The organism is Pseudomonas sp. UF-293, assembly GCF_058245595.1.
The window spans coordinates 1-12,759 of record NZ_JBSICA010000007.1; the positions used below are offsets into that span (position 1 = coordinate 1).

Annotated in this window: 15 protein-coding genes and 1 pseudogene; 3 read left to right on the forward strand and 13 right to left on the reverse strand. The window is 60.5% G+C overall.

Annotated features, from left to right (window positions below; translation table 11 throughout):
• Window positions 1-33: 33 nt before the first annotated feature.
• The 11 genes and pseudogenes from AC4IHP_RS10045 to ubiE form a co-directional block, all read right to left on the reverse strand.
• Entirely contained in the window at window positions 34-906 is an 873-nt protein-coding gene (locus tag AC4IHP_RS10045; RefSeq protein ID WP_372339873.1) for a methyl-accepting chemotaxis protein, read from the reverse strand.
• Window positions 889-1,950, reverse strand: a pseudogene (locus AC4IHP_RS10050) (methyl-accepting chemotaxis protein); the annotation flags it as partial. The gene AC4IHP_RS10045 and the pseudogene AC4IHP_RS10050, both read right to left, overlap by 18 nt.
• A 205-nt stretch (window positions 1,951-2,155) precedes the next feature.
• Complete coding sequence (locus tag AC4IHP_RS10055) at window positions 2,156-2,863, reverse strand: 16S rRNA (uracil(1498)-N(3))-methyltransferase (protein WP_490831607.1); 708 nt, start codon at window positions 2,861-2,863, stop codon at window positions 2,156-2,158.
• Window positions 2,860-3,651 (reverse strand): twin-arginine translocase subunit TatC, encoded by a 792-nt coding sequence (gene tatC / locus AC4IHP_RS10060; RefSeq protein ID WP_016772075.1) that lies wholly within the window; start codon window positions 3,649-3,651, stop codon window positions 2,860-2,862. Before tatC ends, AC4IHP_RS10055 begins: the two co-directional genes overlap by 4 nt.
• Window positions 3,648-4,106, reverse strand: a complete 459-nt coding sequence (gene tatB, locus AC4IHP_RS10065) for a Sec-independent protein translocase protein TatB (protein WP_490831608.1) — start codon at window positions 4,104-4,106, stop codon at window positions 3,648-3,650. The genes tatC and tatB overlap by 4 nt, the downstream gene beginning before the upstream one ends.
• 10 nt (window positions 4,107-4,116) lie before the next feature.
• Window positions 4,117-4,398, reverse strand: a complete 282-nt coding sequence (locus tag AC4IHP_RS10070) for a twin-arginine translocase TatA/TatE family subunit (RefSeq protein WP_016772073.1) — start codon at window positions 4,396-4,398, stop codon at window positions 4,117-4,119.
• A gap of 25 nt (window positions 4,399-4,423) precedes the next feature.
• Window positions 4,424-4,756 (reverse strand): phosphoribosyl-ATP diphosphatase, encoded by a 333-nt coding sequence (locus tag AC4IHP_RS10075; RefSeq protein ID WP_007909355.1) that lies wholly within the window; start codon window positions 4,754-4,756, stop codon window positions 4,424-4,426.
• A complete protein-coding gene (gene hisI, locus AC4IHP_RS10080) occupies window positions 4,749-5,150 on the reverse strand; it encodes a phosphoribosyl-AMP cyclohydrolase (RefSeq protein ID WP_007909357.1) in 402 nt (133 codons plus the stop codon). Before hisI ends, AC4IHP_RS10075 begins: the two co-directional genes overlap by 8 nt.
• A 120-nt stretch (window positions 5,151-5,270) precedes the next feature.
• Window positions 5,271-6,875 (reverse strand): ubiquinone biosynthesis regulatory protein kinase UbiB, encoded by a 1,605-nt coding sequence (gene ubiB / locus AC4IHP_RS10085; RefSeq protein ID WP_460123147.1) that lies wholly within the window; start codon window positions 6,873-6,875, stop codon window positions 5,271-5,273.
• On the reverse strand, window positions 6,872-7,495 hold the full coding sequence (locus AC4IHP_RS10090) for a ubiquinone biosynthesis accessory factor UbiJ (RefSeq protein WP_490831609.1): 624 nt from the start codon (window positions 7,493-7,495) through the stop codon (window positions 6,872-6,874). The genes ubiB and AC4IHP_RS10090 overlap by 4 nt, the downstream gene beginning before the upstream one ends.
• The gene (gene ubiE, locus AC4IHP_RS10095; RefSeq protein ID WP_016772069.1) at window positions 7,495-8,265 is read right to left on the reverse strand and encodes a bifunctional demethylmenaquinone methyltransferase/2-methoxy-6-polyprenyl-1,4-benzoquinol methylase UbiE; all 771 of its coding nucleotides are present in this window, start codon (window positions 8,263-8,265) and stop codon (window positions 7,495-7,497) included. Before ubiE ends, AC4IHP_RS10090 begins: the two co-directional genes overlap by 1 nt.
• A 154-nt stretch (window positions 8,266-8,419) precedes the next feature.
• On the opposite strand from ubiE, the gene AC4IHP_RS10100 reads away from it, so the two are divergent.
• From AC4IHP_RS10100 to AC4IHP_RS10110, 3 genes are all read left to right on the forward strand, one after another.
• Window positions 8,420-8,695, forward strand: a complete 276-nt coding sequence (locus AC4IHP_RS10100) for a polyhydroxyalkanoic acid system family protein (protein WP_056787308.1) — start codon at window positions 8,420-8,422, stop codon at window positions 8,693-8,695.
• 230 nt (window positions 8,696-8,925) lie between these two features.
• Complete coding sequence (locus AC4IHP_RS10105) at window positions 8,926-9,348, forward strand: phasin family protein (protein ID WP_076565216.1); 423 nt, start codon at window positions 8,926-8,928, stop codon at window positions 9,346-9,348.
• A gap of 10 nt (window positions 9,349-9,358) precedes the next feature.
• The gene (locus AC4IHP_RS10110; protein ID WP_490831610.1) at window positions 9,359-10,264 is read left to right on the forward strand and encodes a phasin family protein; all 906 of its coding nucleotides are present in this window, start codon (window positions 9,359-9,361) and stop codon (window positions 10,262-10,264) included.
• A 145-nt stretch (window positions 10,265-10,409) separates the two neighbouring features.
• On the opposite strand, the gene AC4IHP_RS10115 is transcribed toward AC4IHP_RS10110, so the two are convergent.
• Both AC4IHP_RS10115 and phaC read right to left on the reverse strand, forming a co-directional pair.
• Complete coding sequence (locus AC4IHP_RS10115) at window positions 10,410-11,030, reverse strand: TetR/AcrR family transcriptional regulator (RefSeq protein WP_024011259.1); 621 nt, start codon at window positions 11,028-11,030, stop codon at window positions 10,410-10,412.
• Between the two features lie 30 nt (window positions 11,031-11,060).
• Window positions 11,061-12,743: a class II poly(R)-hydroxyalkanoic acid synthase gene (gene phaC / locus AC4IHP_RS10120; RefSeq protein WP_490831611.1), complete on the reverse strand. Its 1,683-nt coding sequence runs from the start codon at window positions 12,741-12,743 to the stop codon at window positions 11,061-11,063.
• Window positions 12,744-12,759 lie beyond the last annotated feature (16 nt).

The following is a 12,759-nucleotide window of genomic DNA, read 5'->3' on the forward strand; positions in this document are numbered from 1 at the left end:
TCGGTTACAGGCGAACCGAGGTTGTGCATCAACTCAGACTTTGAAACGGCCTACCAGCATCTGCAGATGCGTGCCCAGTCGCGCCAGTTCAACGCTGGACGCAGCGGTCTCTTCACTCGCCGCCGAGGTCTGATCGGACACATCGCGCACGTTCAGCACGCTGCGGTTGATCTCTTCGGCCACGGCGCTCTGCTGCTCGGCAGCGGCGGCGATCTGCTGGTTCATCGCCTGAATCGCCGAGACGGTGCGGGTGATGCTCTCCAGTGAGCCGCCAGCGCGCCGGGTCAGTTCGACGCTGCTGTCGGTGAGGCTGCGGCTGTTGTCCATGATCGTCGCCACTTGCTGGGTACCGTTTTGCAGGCCGACGATCAGCTCTTCGATCTCTTCCGTGGATTTCTGCGTGCGCTGGGCCAGGCTGCGCACTTCATCGGCAACCACCGCGAAACCACGCCCGGCTTCCCCGGCGCGGGCCGCTTCGATGGCGGCGTTGAGAGCCAGCAGGTTGGTTTGCTGGGCCACCGACTTGATCACATCGAGGACGCTGCCGATCTTGTCGCTTTCACGCTTGAGCTCGCCCATGGCTTCGGTGGAGTGGCCGACCTCGAGCGCCAGACGTTCGATCTGCGCGATGGCTTCGCCGACGACCTTGTCGCCTTCACGGGCCTGTTGGTCGGCGGCGACGGCGGCTTCCGAAGCTTCTTCAGCGTTGCGTGCGACTTCCTGCACGGTGGCGGCCATCTCATTCATGGCGGTGGCGACCTGATCGGTCTCGACCTTCTGATTGTTGACCCCGGCGCTGGTCTGCTCGGTCACGGCCGAGAGTTCTTCGGCGGCGCTGGCGATCTGCGTGACGCCGTCGCTGATGCCGCCGATCAATTCGCGCAGGCCTTGGGTCATGCTTTGCATCGAGCGCTGCAACTGGCCAAGTTCGTCGCGACGCAGGGACACCAGGTTGTGGGTCAGGTCGCCGGCGGCCACGCGTTCGGCGACTTTCAGGGTCTGGGTCAGCGGAATGATGATTTGCCGGGTGATCGCCCAAGCGGCAATCAGACCGAAGGCCAGCGCCAGCGCAGTGGCGATCAGGAGCATGTTCTTGGCTTGGGCGGCGTCGGTGTCGCGCACCACGGTTTGCGATTCAGTGAGCTTCTTGCTGGCCGCGATCAGAATGTCACCCTGAGCCGACATGTTCGCCAGTGCAGCAGTGTTCTTGACCTGCGAATCACGGAATTGGGCAACAGCAGCGCGGTAAGCCTTGAGCGAGTCCGTGGCTTGCTGGAGATTGGCGATGTGCTGCTCCGGCACGCGGGTCGGCAGGCTCTCGAGATTTTTCAGCGCGTTGTCGATGGCGGTCAGCGCCGGTTGCTCGGCATCGGCCTTGCCGCTGTAGGTGTAACCGCGCACCTGATAGCGCGCCTGCTGCAACAGTTTGCTCAGCTCGATGACAGCGTTGTACTGCGCAACGCTGTCGCCTTGCAGCAGCGCACTTTCGACTTCGCCGACCTTGGCCACAGCATTGTCAGCGTTGGCGCCAAGCTTGCTGCGCGCATCTTCACGCTGGACGGTGGCCTGGGTCATTTCGCCGAAAGCGCGTTTGTATTCGGCGACCGCAGCAAGCTGTTGGTCGACCATCGCCACATCGGACGGCTGCTCGATCATGCCGCGTGCCGATTGCAGGCCGCTTTCGAGTTGGTTGAGGTATCCATTGACCGCGCCCGGGCCCTGTTCGCCACGGCGCATGTCGTAGTCCATGCGCGCCAGGCGCAGGTCCTTGGTCAACTCGTTGAGGCTGGAAATGAAGCCGAGCTTGTCGCCACGGCTGATGATGCCGCTCATGCCGGTCCAGCCGGTGAAAGTGATCAACAGCGTCAGCAATAGCACCAGGCCGAAACCGATGCCCAGCTTGCGTTTGACGCTGACGTTTCCAAGACTCTCGGCTAACCAACGGTACATGCGACCACTCCCTTCGGACCACTAAATTGGACTTATAGGGGATGTATCGGCTGGGTGATGGCAATCTGTAACGCCACTTGTCCGCGCCCGTAGGAGCCTGTAGGAGCTGACGAGTGCAACGAGGCTGCGATCCTTTGATCTTGCTTCTAAAACAAAATCAAAAGATCGCAGCCTTCGGCAGCTCCTACACGGAACCTGTGTCGGGTTAGAAAAGGCGTGCGAGCAGGGCGGTGACGGCGGTTTCGACGCGCAGGATGCGCTCGCCCAGTTGCACCGGTTGCAGGCCGGATTTGGCCAGCAGATCGATTTCGTAAGGAATCCAGCCACCCTCGGGGCCGATGGCCAGCGTCACTGGCTCGTTCAGCGCACGAGGGCAGGGCGGGAAGTTGCCAGGATGGCCGACCAGGCCGAGGGTGCCCTCGCTGATCGCTGGCAGTCGATCTTCAACGAAAGGCTTGAAGCGCTTCTCGATGACGATTTCCGGCAATACCGTATCGCGAGCCTGTTCGAGCCCGAGGATCAACTGCTCACGAATCGCTTCCGGCTCCAGAAATGGCGTCTGCCAGAAGCTTTTTTCGACGCGATAGCTGTTGACCAGAATCACCTTGGCCACACCCATGGTCGCGACAGTCTGGAACACTCGGCGGAGCATTTTCGGCCGGGGCAATGCCAGCACTAGAGTCAGCGGCAACTTGGCCGGCGGTGGCTGGTCGAGGCTGACACGCAGCTCCGCTTCGCCCGCTTCCAGACGCAGCAACTGGGCCGAACCCATCAACCCGTTGATGCGCCCGACGCGCAGGCTGTCGCCGACTTCCGAGCGATGCACTTCCTGCATGTGGGTCAGACGGCGATCACGCAGGATCACGCGGTCCGCCGCAATGAAATCGGCCTCTTCGAGCAGCAGCAGGTTCATGCCTGGGTCGCTGGCGGCTGGTCGTTGTGGTCGTCGGCTGGTGTTTCGTCCGGGCGTTCGCGCTTGCTGACCAGCGCGCCGAAGAGGATGCCGATTTCGAACAGCATCCACATCGGCACGGCCAGCAGGGTCTGCGAGAAGATGTCCGGCGGAGTGAGGATCATGCCGACCACGAAGCAGCCGATGATCACGTACGGGCGGATCTTCTTCAGGTATTTGACGTCGACTACGCCGATCCACACCAGCAGCACTACCGCCACCGGAATCTCGAACGCCACGCCGAAGGCGAAGAACAGCGTCATGACGAAATCGAGGTAGCTGGCGATGTCGGTCATCATCTCCACGCCGGCCGGTGTAGCGGCGGCGAAGAACTTGAAGATCAGCGGAAAGACGAAGTAATAGGCGAACGCCATGCCGATGTAGAACAGCAGGATGCTGGAGATCAGCAGCGGCACCGCGACGCGTTTTTCATGCTTGTACAGGCCCGGCGCGATAAAGCCCCAGATCTGATGCAGGATCACTGGAATCGCGAGGAACAGCGAAACCATCATGGTCAGCTTCAGCGGCGTCAGGAACGGCGACGACACGTCGGTGGCGATCATCGTCGCGCCGACCGGCAGGTACTGGCGCAGCGGCGTCGAGACGAAGGTGTAGATCTGCTGGGTAAACGCGAACAGCCCGGCAAAGATAATGAAGATCGCCGCCACGCAACGCAGCAGACGGGTGCGCAACTCGGTGAGGTGCGATACCAGCGGCATGTGCTGGTCGTTTTCGGGGAGATCGCTCATGGGGCTCGCGGCGGCAGTGTAGGGTCTTGAGGCGCTGGTGTAGCCGGCGCGGCGGAGGGCGCTACGTGTTCAACCGATGTGTTCGCAGTAACCGGCGCCGGTCCTGGCGGTGTTACAGCTGGTGCAGGTGCAGGTGCAGGTGCAGTCGGAGCGGCAGCGCTGTGAATCGTCTGCTCGCCCACATGCTCAGGCGGCGTCGGCTCCTGCTGGTTCGGATTGAAAATCTTCCGCGCCTCTTGCTCCAGCGACAGAATATGTTCGTTGTGCAGTTGCCGACGGATCTCGTCGGCACCGATCTCACGTTCAACTTCCTGTTTGATCGCGTTGAAGCTGCGCTTCAGACGGCCGACCCACAGACCGGCGGTGCGCGCAGCGCCCGGCAGACGCTCGGGGCCGAGCACCAGCAGGGCTACGAGGCCGACGAGCAGCAGTTCAGAGAAGCTGATACCAAACATTAGTCAGTGCTCACACGTCTTTGCGGATCGGCTCTTCGACTTTCTGCGCCTGCACGTCGATGGTGTGCGGCGGGTTGGCCTGAGCGGTGGTTTGCGGCTGCACCGGCGGCACTGGCTGGGCCGGCGGGGTCACGCTCGGCTCGGCCGGTTTTTCGTCGTCGTTCATGGCTTTGCGGAAGCCCTTGATCGATTCGCCAACGTCGGTGCCGAGGTTTTTCAGTTTCTTGGTACCGAACACCAGCACCACGACAATCAGAATGACGACCCAGTGTTTCCAGTCAAAAATGCCCATGTGGCGATTCCTCTCTAAAAGTTGTTCAGGCGGACGGACGCGAGGCTTTCTCGACGTGTCCGGACAGGCCGAAGCGACGGTCCAGTTCATCCAGCACGGCCTGCGGATGCTGCCCCAGTTGGGCGAGCATGACCATGCTGTGGAACCACAGGTCGGCGGTCTCGTAGATCACATCACTGCAATCGCCGCTGATGGCGGCATCCTTGGCGGCAATAATGGTTTCGACCGACTCTTCGCCGACTTTCTCCAGAATCTTGTTCAGCCCCTTGTGATACAGGCTGGCGACATACGAACTGTCGGCGGCTGCGCCTTTGCGCTCTTCGAGCACTTCGGCCAGACGGGTGAGTGTGTCACTCATGTTTGTGTCCTGCGGAATAGATAGCGTGCGGGTCTTTCAGAACCGGGTCGACCGTTTTCCAGTCGCCGTTTTCGAAGACCCGGTAAAAGCAGCTTTGACGGCCGGTATGGCAGGCGATGTCGCCGATCTGTTCAACCATCAGGATGATCACGTCGGCGTCACAGTCCAGACGCATTTCATGCAGGGTCTGCACATGGCCGGACTCTTCGCCCTTGCGCCACAGCTTGCCACGGGAACGTGACCAGTAGATTGCACGATTTTCCGCAGCGGTCAGTTCCAGCGCTTCGCGGTTCATCCAGGCCATCATCAATACGCGCCCGGTCTTGTGATCCTGGGCAATCGCCGGCACCAGGCCATCAGCGTCCCACTTGATCTCGTCCAGCCAGTTTTTCATCTTCAGTTCCTGAAAAGCAGCTTCGAGTTTCAAGCTTCAAGCTGCAAGTAAAAGCAGGTTGCGGTGTTGCTGTGTCGTCAAGCTTGCAGCGGGCAGCTTATAACTTGCAGCTGATTCGTGCTATCGGCGAACGACCAGATACAAACCGACCGCGATCATGATTCCGGCGGGCCAGTGCGACCAATCGGTCAACGGACCACCCGCTGCGAGGATCGCGCCGCCGGCCAGATGAGCGCAGCCGAGCAGGCGCAGGAACCAGTCGTCCTTGCGTTTGCGCCACGGCGGCGGTGGGTCTTTGGCATGGGGTTGCGACATGCGTTCGAGCAGATCGCGGGCCATGTTCGACAAGTGCGGAATCTGCTCCAGCTGGCTCTGCACGTTGCCCAGCAGGGCTTTCGGGCTGACGCGTTCGCGCATCCAGCGTTCGAGAAACGGCTGCGCGGTGTTCCACAGATCCAGATCCGGATACAGCTGACGGCCGAGGCCTTCGATATTCAGCAGAGTCTTTTGCAGCAGAACAAGCTGCGGCTGCACTTCCATGTTGAAACGGCGAGCGGTCTGGAACAGGCGCATCAGCACCTGGCCAAATGAAATATCTTTTAACGGTTTTTCGAAGATCGGTTCGCACACCGTACGGATCGCCGCTTCGAATTCGTTGAGTTTGGTTTCCGCCGGCACCCAGCCCGAATCGATGTGCAACTGCGCGACCCGGCGGTAGTCACGCTTGAAGAAGGCGAACAGGTTGCGCGCCAGATAATCCTGGTCTTCCGGGGTCAGGCTGCCGACGATGCCGCAGTCGATCGCGATGTACTGCGGGCTCCACGGATTGACCGTGCTGACAAAGATGTTGCCCGGGTGCATGTCGGCGTGGAAGAAACTGTCGCGGAACACCTGAGTGAAGAAAATCTCCACGCCGCGTTCGGCGAGCATTTTCATGTCGGTGCGCTGGTCGGCAAGGGTCGCCAGATCGGTGACCTGAATGCCGTAGATGCGCTCCATCACCAGCACTTTCGGCCGGCACCAGTCCCAATAGACTTGCGGTACATAAAGCAGTTGCGAGCCCTCGAAGTTGCGGCGCAACTGGCTGGCGTTGGCCGCCTCGCGCAACAGATCGAGTTCGTCGTAAATGGTCTTTTCGTAATCCTGCACCACGTCCACCGGGTGCAGCAGGCGCGCATCAGCGGAGAATTTTTCGGCGGCGCGAGCAAGGATGAACAGCCACGCCAGATCCTGCGCGATGACCGGCTTCAGACCCGGGCGAATGACCTTGACCACGACTTCTTCGCCGCTTTTCAGCTGCGCCGCATGCACTTGCGCCACCGAGGCCGAGGCCAGCGGGGCGACGTCGAAACGGCTGAACACTTCGCTGATTTTCTTGCCCAGCTGTTCTTCGATCAGCTTGATCGACACCTGCGAATCGAACGGTGGCACGCGGTCCTGCAGCAGCATCAGCTCATCGGCGATGTCTTCCGGCAGCAGGTCGCGGCGGGTCGAAAGAATCTGCCCGAACTTGATGAAGATCGGCCCCAGATCCTGCAACGCCAGGCGCAAGCGCGCGCCACGGTTGAGTTCCAGCGGCTTGCGCGGCAGCCAGCGCCACGGCAGCAAAAAGCGCACGGCCAGGAGAAACCAGGGCAGCGGCAGATCGAACAGCAGGTCATCGAGGCGGTAGCGGATCACGACGCGCTGGATGCGCAACAGACGGCGGACGGCAAGCAGCTTCATGCGTTATCGCTTGGGTCGAGGGATCGGGAAAGGCGCTCGAAACGCGCCTCGAGTCGTTCCAGATCGAGTTTGATCCGGTCCAGTTCGCTGAATCGCGCTTCGGCTTCGCGTTGCCCGACGAGGGTGCGCGATTCTTCGGCGAGGTATTCGGCAAGATTCTGGTTGAGGCTGGCAAATCCTTGTTGATACCAGCGCGCGCGGCTGCGCAGATGGCCACCGAGCAGTTGCGTGGCGACCGGGCCGAGCCAGCGCGAGAGCTCATACTCCCAGTCCAGCTCGAGGTCTTGCAGCACGCCGGCCAGTTCCAGCAACACGCCGCTGTCGCCATCGAGCTCGACTTCGGGTGCGTGCAGCACCGCAGCCTTGTCTTTGCTCAGGGCCAGTTTCACCAGGCTCGAGGCCGGTGCGCGCAACGTGCAATCGACATCCGCTGCCCACTGCGAAGCCAGCATCAGGCCTTCGTCACTGGGCAGTATGAACAATTGCAGCGCCGGGCTGCGGCAGTCGACGGCAATCACCTTGCCGGTCAAATGCGCCAGGCGCGGCAGCGCCGTGCTGTCGAGACGCAGCACCCGGTTAAGACCGAGTTCGACGCTGGCGAGCAGCCCGGTGAGCAACATCAGGGCTTGATGCCGCGGTGCAGGGCGACGATGCCTGCGGTCATGTTGTGATAGGTCACGCGGTCGAAACCGGCCTCGACCATCATCGACTTCAGGGTTTCCTGATTCGGGTGCATGCGGATCGATTCGGCCAGGTAGCGATAGCTTTCCGAATCGTTGGTGATCAGCTTGCCCATCAGCGGCATGAAGGCGAACGAGTAGGCGTCGTAGGCTTTCGACATCAGCGCGTTGGTCGGCTTGGAGAACTCCAGCACCAGCAGGCGTCCGCCGGGCTTGAGTACGCGCAGCATCGAACGCAACGCGTCTTCCTTGTGCGTGACGTTGCGCAGACCGAAAGCGATGGTCACGCAGTCGAAATGGTTGTCCGGGAACGGCAGTTTTTCCGCGTCGGCCTGGACGAATTCGACGTTGCCGGCAACGCCGAGATCAAGCAGACGATCACGGCCGACCTTGAGCATCGATTCGTTGATGTCGGCCAGCACGACCTGGCCGGTCGGGCCGACGAGGTTCGAGAACTTGCGGGTCAGGTCGCCGGTGCCACCGGCGATGTCGAGCACGCGGTTGCCGCTGCGCACGCCGGAAAGCTCGATCGCGAAACGCTTCCACAGACGGTGCATGCCGCCCGACAGAAGGTCGTTCATCAGGTCGTATTTTGCGGCTACGGAATGGAAAACCTCAGCGACTTTTTCCGCTTTCTGGCTTTCCGGAACGTTTTTGAAGCCGAAGTGAGTGGTGGGTTCGGCATCGCTGCCTTTGCGCTGATCAGTCATATCGCTGTCACCAAAAGAGAATGCGCGACATTCTAATCCCCAAGCCATGCTTTGTCTTGGAATGGCTAAAGGTAAGATGGGCAACCTTCGGGACGATTTGCCGCAGATGCGGTCAAGATTCAACGTAAGCCATTCAATCATCAGGAGTCATTCCATGGCCAAAATCAGTGTTGAGCGCGCCCACACCCTGGGCAAGGAAGCCGCCCGCGAGAAGGCCGACAAACTGGCCAAAAAGCTCAATGAACAATACGGCCTGGAGCCGCAATGGTCGGGCGATACCCTGAACCTCAAGCGCTCCGGCGTGAAAGGCGAAGTGCATGTGGCGGACGACTCGATCCGGGTCGACGTCGAACTGGGCCTGATGATGTCGGCCATGAGCGGCATGATCAAAGCCGAGATCGAGAAAGCCCTCGACAAAGCCCTGGCCTGATTTTCAGGTTGAAATCCAATCCCCTGTGGGAGCGAGCCTGCTCGCGAAAGCGGCCTTTCAGTCAAATTATCAGTGTCTGACAAACCGCTTTCGCGAGCAGGCTCGCTCCCACATTTGTTTAGAGTTGCTCCCGCTGGTTAGGGTGCCCTTTCTAATTTTTCTGCCTACTTTGTGCCTGAGCCCGACACTCGTCCGGCAGTTCCTCAAACCTTCTGCGCGTGAGGTGCACCATGGCCAAAGTCATTTTGAAGAAAAAAATCGACGCTCCGACTTCCACTCTGAGCGACGTCAAATCCTATGCCCGCAAGATCTGGCTGGCAGGCCTGGGCGCCTACACCAAGGTCGGCCAGGAGGGCAGCGAGTACTTTCAAGAGCTCGTCGCCGCCGGTCAAACTGTTGAAAAGAAAGGCAAAAAAGCCGTCAGTGAAAAACTCCATGCGGCCAACGCCGAGATCGATGACGCGGCCACTCAGGTCAGCTCGTTCAAGGGTCGCGTTGAAGTTCAGCTCGACAAGGTCGAGAAGGCCTTCGACAACCGTGTGGCCAGCGCCTTGAATCGGATCGGCATTCCGTCTAAACATGACGTTGAGGCACTCTCTGCTAAGCTCGATGAGCTGACGGCATTGCTCGAACGCGTCGCGCGAAAATCTTAAGGAGAACGGGATGGCTGGCAAAAAGAACACCGATAAAGAAAGCAGCTCGTGGGTCGGGAAGGTCGAGTCCTACTCCCGCAAAATCTGGCTGGCTGGTTTAGGCGTGTACTCGAAGATCGACACTGACGGCAGCAAACTCTTCGATGCATTGGTCAAAGACGGCGAGAAAGCTGAGAAGCTCACCAAGACTGCCGTCGGCAAGAAAGTCGAGGACTCGACCTCTTCGGCCAAGTCGCGCATCAGCGGCGTGAAAGACCGCGCCATGGGCAAGTGGGATGAGCTGGAAGGCGCGTTCGACAAGCGTCTGAACAGCGCGATTTCGCGCCTGGGTGTACCGAGCCGCAACGAGGTCAAGGCACTCAACGCTAAGGTCGACACGCTGACCAAGCAGATCGAAAAACTCACCGGTCTGAAAGCTCAGCCCGTAGCGGCGAAAACCGCTGCGGCGAAGCCTGCCACTAAAACTGCAGCGGCCAAACCTGCGGCGAAAACCGCAGCCAAGCCACTGACCAAAGCGCCAGCAAAACCTGCTGCGAAAGCTGCGGCAAAAACTGCAGCCGCCAAGCCTGCGGCCAAAGCGGCAGCCAAACCGGTTGCCGCCAAAGCCGCTGCGAAACCGGCGGCCAAGTCAGCAGCAAAACCTGCAACCAAAACTGCAGCGAAACCAGCGGCCAAGCCAGCGGCGAAAACCGCTGCCGCCAAACCTGCTGCGAAGCCTGCGGCCAAACCGGCTGCGGCGAAAAAGCCGGCAGTGAAAAAACCGGCCGCGCCGAAAGCCGCTGCGCCGAAACCGGCCGCCGCGCCATCAACGGCTCCAACAGCTCCGGCCAACGCGGCAAACTCCGCTGCGGCACCTACGGCAGCCGCTACCCCGACTGCGGCATCGACACCGTCGACGCCATCCAGTCAGTCCTGATTTTCAGGGCAAATCAAAAACGCCCGGCCTGTGAAGGTCGGGCTTTTTTTTTGAAGATTAAAAGATCGCAGCCTTCGGCAGCTCCTACAGGGGAACGCATTTCAAATGTAGGAGCTGCCGAAGGCTGCGATCTTTTGATTTTGGATCAGTCGTGATCCTCAAGGTATTGCAGAGCCATCCGCTCTGTCGCCACCTTCACTGGCGGTAACAAATGCGGCGCCACCAGCATCATGATCTGATAAACCACCAAGCGAACCTCGCCCTCACGATCAAGAATCCGCTGGTAATCCAGCGAGAACAGCAACGTCATGGTCACCTGCTCGACCAGTTGTCCCAATGCCTGGGTATCGCTGACCAGTTGCCCCGAAGCCTTCAGTCGTGCCAGCAGCGACGCCAGCGTGCGCTTCAGCGCATTGAGCAGATTGCGAATCCCCTTGGCCAGCTTCGGCAGGCGCCCGGCGAGGTTCGACAGGTCCTGGAACAGGAACCGGTATTGCGCCAGGCGCTCGACGATCAAATGCAAGAACAACCAGTAATCCTCCGGCGCCAGCTCCACGTCCGGCGGCGGGTCGAGCAGGGGTGCGAGTTCGTGCTGGAAGCGTTCGAACAGACCGAGAATCAGCGGTTCCTTGCCGTGGAAGTGGTAGTAGAGATTGCCCGGGCTGATCCCCATTTCGTTGGCCACCTCCATGGTGGAAACGTTCGGCTCACCCTTTTCGTTGAACAGTTGCAGCGCACATTCGAGAATCCGGTCGCGGGTTTTCATCCAGTCTTCTTAGAAAATTTCGGTTGAGCGTCAGCGCACATGCACATAGGTGCCGGGTGCCGCTTCCATCGGTGGATAGTTCGGGTTACCCAGTGTTGTGCGGGTCTCGTTAAGGGCGCCGGAGCGCTGCGCGACCCATTCCAGCCACTGCGGCCACCAGCTGCCGTCGACGTGTCTGGCATCGTAGTACCAAGCGCGCGGGTCACTGCTCAGTTTGGCGTTTTCGACGTAGGCAGCTTTCGGGTTGCTCGGCGGGTTGAGGATGCTCTGCACGTGGCCGCTGTTGGACAGCACGAAACGTCGCTCGCCACCGAGCAGCAGGGTCGAGCGATACACCGCGTCCCATGGCGTGATGTGGTCGTTCATGCCGGCGACGCTGAAGCTGTCGACGTTGACCTTCTGCAGGTCGATCGGCGTGCCGCAGACTTCGAGGCCGCCAGCGTGGGTCAGCGGGTTGTGCTTGAAGAAATCCAGCAGATCGCCGTGCAGCGCCGCCGGCAGGCGTGTGTTGTCGTTGTTCCAGTAGAGGATGTCGAAGGCTGGCGGCTCCTTGCCCAGCAGGTAGTTGTTGACGAAGTAACTCCAGATCAAATCGTTGGGGCGCATCCAGGCGAAGACCTTGGCCATGTCGCGACCGTCGAGTACGCCCCGCTGGTACGAGCGCCGCTTGGCCGCTTCCAGTGTTTGCTCATCGGCGAACAGCGTGGCCGGGGTTTCGATCTGGCTGTCGAGCAGGCTGACCAGGTACGTCGCGCTGGCGACCCGGCGCAGTTGCCGTTTGGCCTGCAAATGCCCTTGCAGGGCGGCGATGGTCAGGCCGCCGGCGCAGGCGCCCATCAGGTTCACTTCACGCGCGCCGGTAATCGCCCGGCAGATATTCATCGCTTCTTCGACCGCTTCGACGTAACTCGACAAGCCCCACTCGCGATGGCGCACATCAGGATTGCGCCAACTGATCATGAAGGTCTGCAGGCTGTTTTTCAGGGCGTACTGGACGAAGCTGTTCTGCGGGCTCAGATCGAAAATGTAGTACTTGTTGATTTGCGGCGGCACCACCAGCAGCGGCTTGGCGTACTGCTTTTCGCTCATCGATTTGTACTGGATCAACTCGAACATTTCATTGCGAAACACCACAGCCCCAGTGGTGGTCGCTACGGTTTTGCCGACCTCGAACGCCTGCTTGGTCACTTGCCGGGGCAGGCCGTCGTTGTGCAGCAGATCATCAAACAAATGGCTCAGGCCACGCACCAGACTCTGCCCGCCGGAATTGAACAGCTCCTTGACCGCCAGCGGATTGAGCAGCGTGTTGGATGGCGCTACGGCGTCATTGAGCAGAGTGAAAGCGAAGTGCGCACGGGCGCGATCTTCAGGGCTCATGTCGCCCTCATCGATCCAGCTCTTGACCTGCTTCTGCCAGGCCAGATACGCCTGCAGGCTGCGCCGGTAGAACGGGTTGAGGCTCCACGCCGGATCGGCGAAGCGGCTGTCGTGCGGGTTGGTCGGGTGCAGGGTTTCGCCGAGCAGCACGCGGCCCAACTGTCCGCCAAGCTTCAGCGCATGCTTTGCGCTGTGCAACGGATTGCGCAAGCCGTGGGCGGCGACGCTGCGCAGTGTCGACAGCAGATCCCTGCCACGCAGACCGGCGATCGCACTCTGGGCGTTGATAAACACGGCGGGGCTGGGCACCACGCCCGTCGCTGGTTTTTCGCGCATGACTCAACACTCCTTC

What these genes read in the sequence shown, in the direction of transcription:
- AC4IHP_RS10105 (WP_076565216.1), top strand. Translation starts at nt 8,926, where the DNA reads ATGGCCAAAGTCATTTTGAAGAAAAAAATCGACGCTCCGACTTCCACT.
- phaC (WP_490831611.1), bottom strand. Translation starts at nt 12,743, where the DNA reads ATGCGCGAAAAACCAGCGACGGGCGTGGTGCCCAGCCCCGCCGTGTTT.
- hisI (WP_007909357.1), bottom strand. Translation starts at nt 5,150, where the DNA reads ATGAAAAACTGGCTGGACGAGATCAAGTGGGACGCTGATGGCCTGGTG.
- AC4IHP_RS10090 (WP_490831609.1), bottom strand. Translation starts at nt 7,495, where the DNA reads ATGTTGCTCACCGGGCTGCTCGCCAGCGTCGAACTCGGTCTTAACCGG.
- tatC (WP_016772075.1), bottom strand. Translation starts at nt 3,651, where the DNA reads ATGAGCGATCTCCCCGAAAACGACCAGCACATGCCGCTGGTATCGCAC.
- ubiE (WP_016772069.1), bottom strand. Translation starts at nt 8,265, where the DNA reads ATGACTGATCAGCGCAAAGGCAGCGATGCCGAACCCACCACTCACTTC.
- AC4IHP_RS10075 (WP_007909355.1), bottom strand. Translation starts at nt 4,756, where the DNA reads ATGAGTGACACACTCACCCGTCTGGCCGAAGTGCTCGAAGAGCGCAAA.
- AC4IHP_RS10100 (WP_056787308.1), top strand. Translation starts at nt 8,420, where the DNA reads ATGGCCAAAATCAGTGTTGAGCGCGCCCACACCCTGGGCAAGGAAGCC.
- AC4IHP_RS10110 (WP_490831610.1), top strand. Translation starts at nt 9,359, where the DNA reads ATGGCTGGCAAAAAGAACACCGATAAAGAAAGCAGCTCGTGGGTCGGG.
- tatB (WP_490831608.1), bottom strand. Translation starts at nt 4,106, where the DNA reads ATGTTTGGTATCAGCTTCTCTGAACTGCTGCTCGTCGGCCTCGTAGCC.
- AC4IHP_RS10070 (WP_016772073.1), bottom strand. Translation starts at nt 4,398, where the DNA reads ATGGGCATTTTTGACTGGAAACACTGGGTCGTCATTCTGATTGTCGTG.
- AC4IHP_RS10045 (WP_372339873.1), bottom strand. Translation starts at nt 906, where the DNA reads ATGCAAAGCATGACCCAAGGCCTGCGCGAATTGATCGGCGGCATCAGC.
- ubiB (WP_460123147.1), bottom strand. Translation starts at nt 6,875, where the DNA reads ATGAAGCTGCTTGCCGTCCGCCGTCTGTTGCGCATCCAGCGCGTCGTG.
- AC4IHP_RS10055 (WP_490831607.1), bottom strand. Translation starts at nt 2,863, where the DNA reads ATGAACCTGCTGCTGCTCGAAGAGGCCGATTTCATTGCGGCGGACCGC.
- AC4IHP_RS10115 (WP_024011259.1), bottom strand. Translation starts at nt 11,030, where the DNA reads ATGAAAACCCGCGACCGGATTCTCGAATGTGCGCTGCAACTGTTCAAC.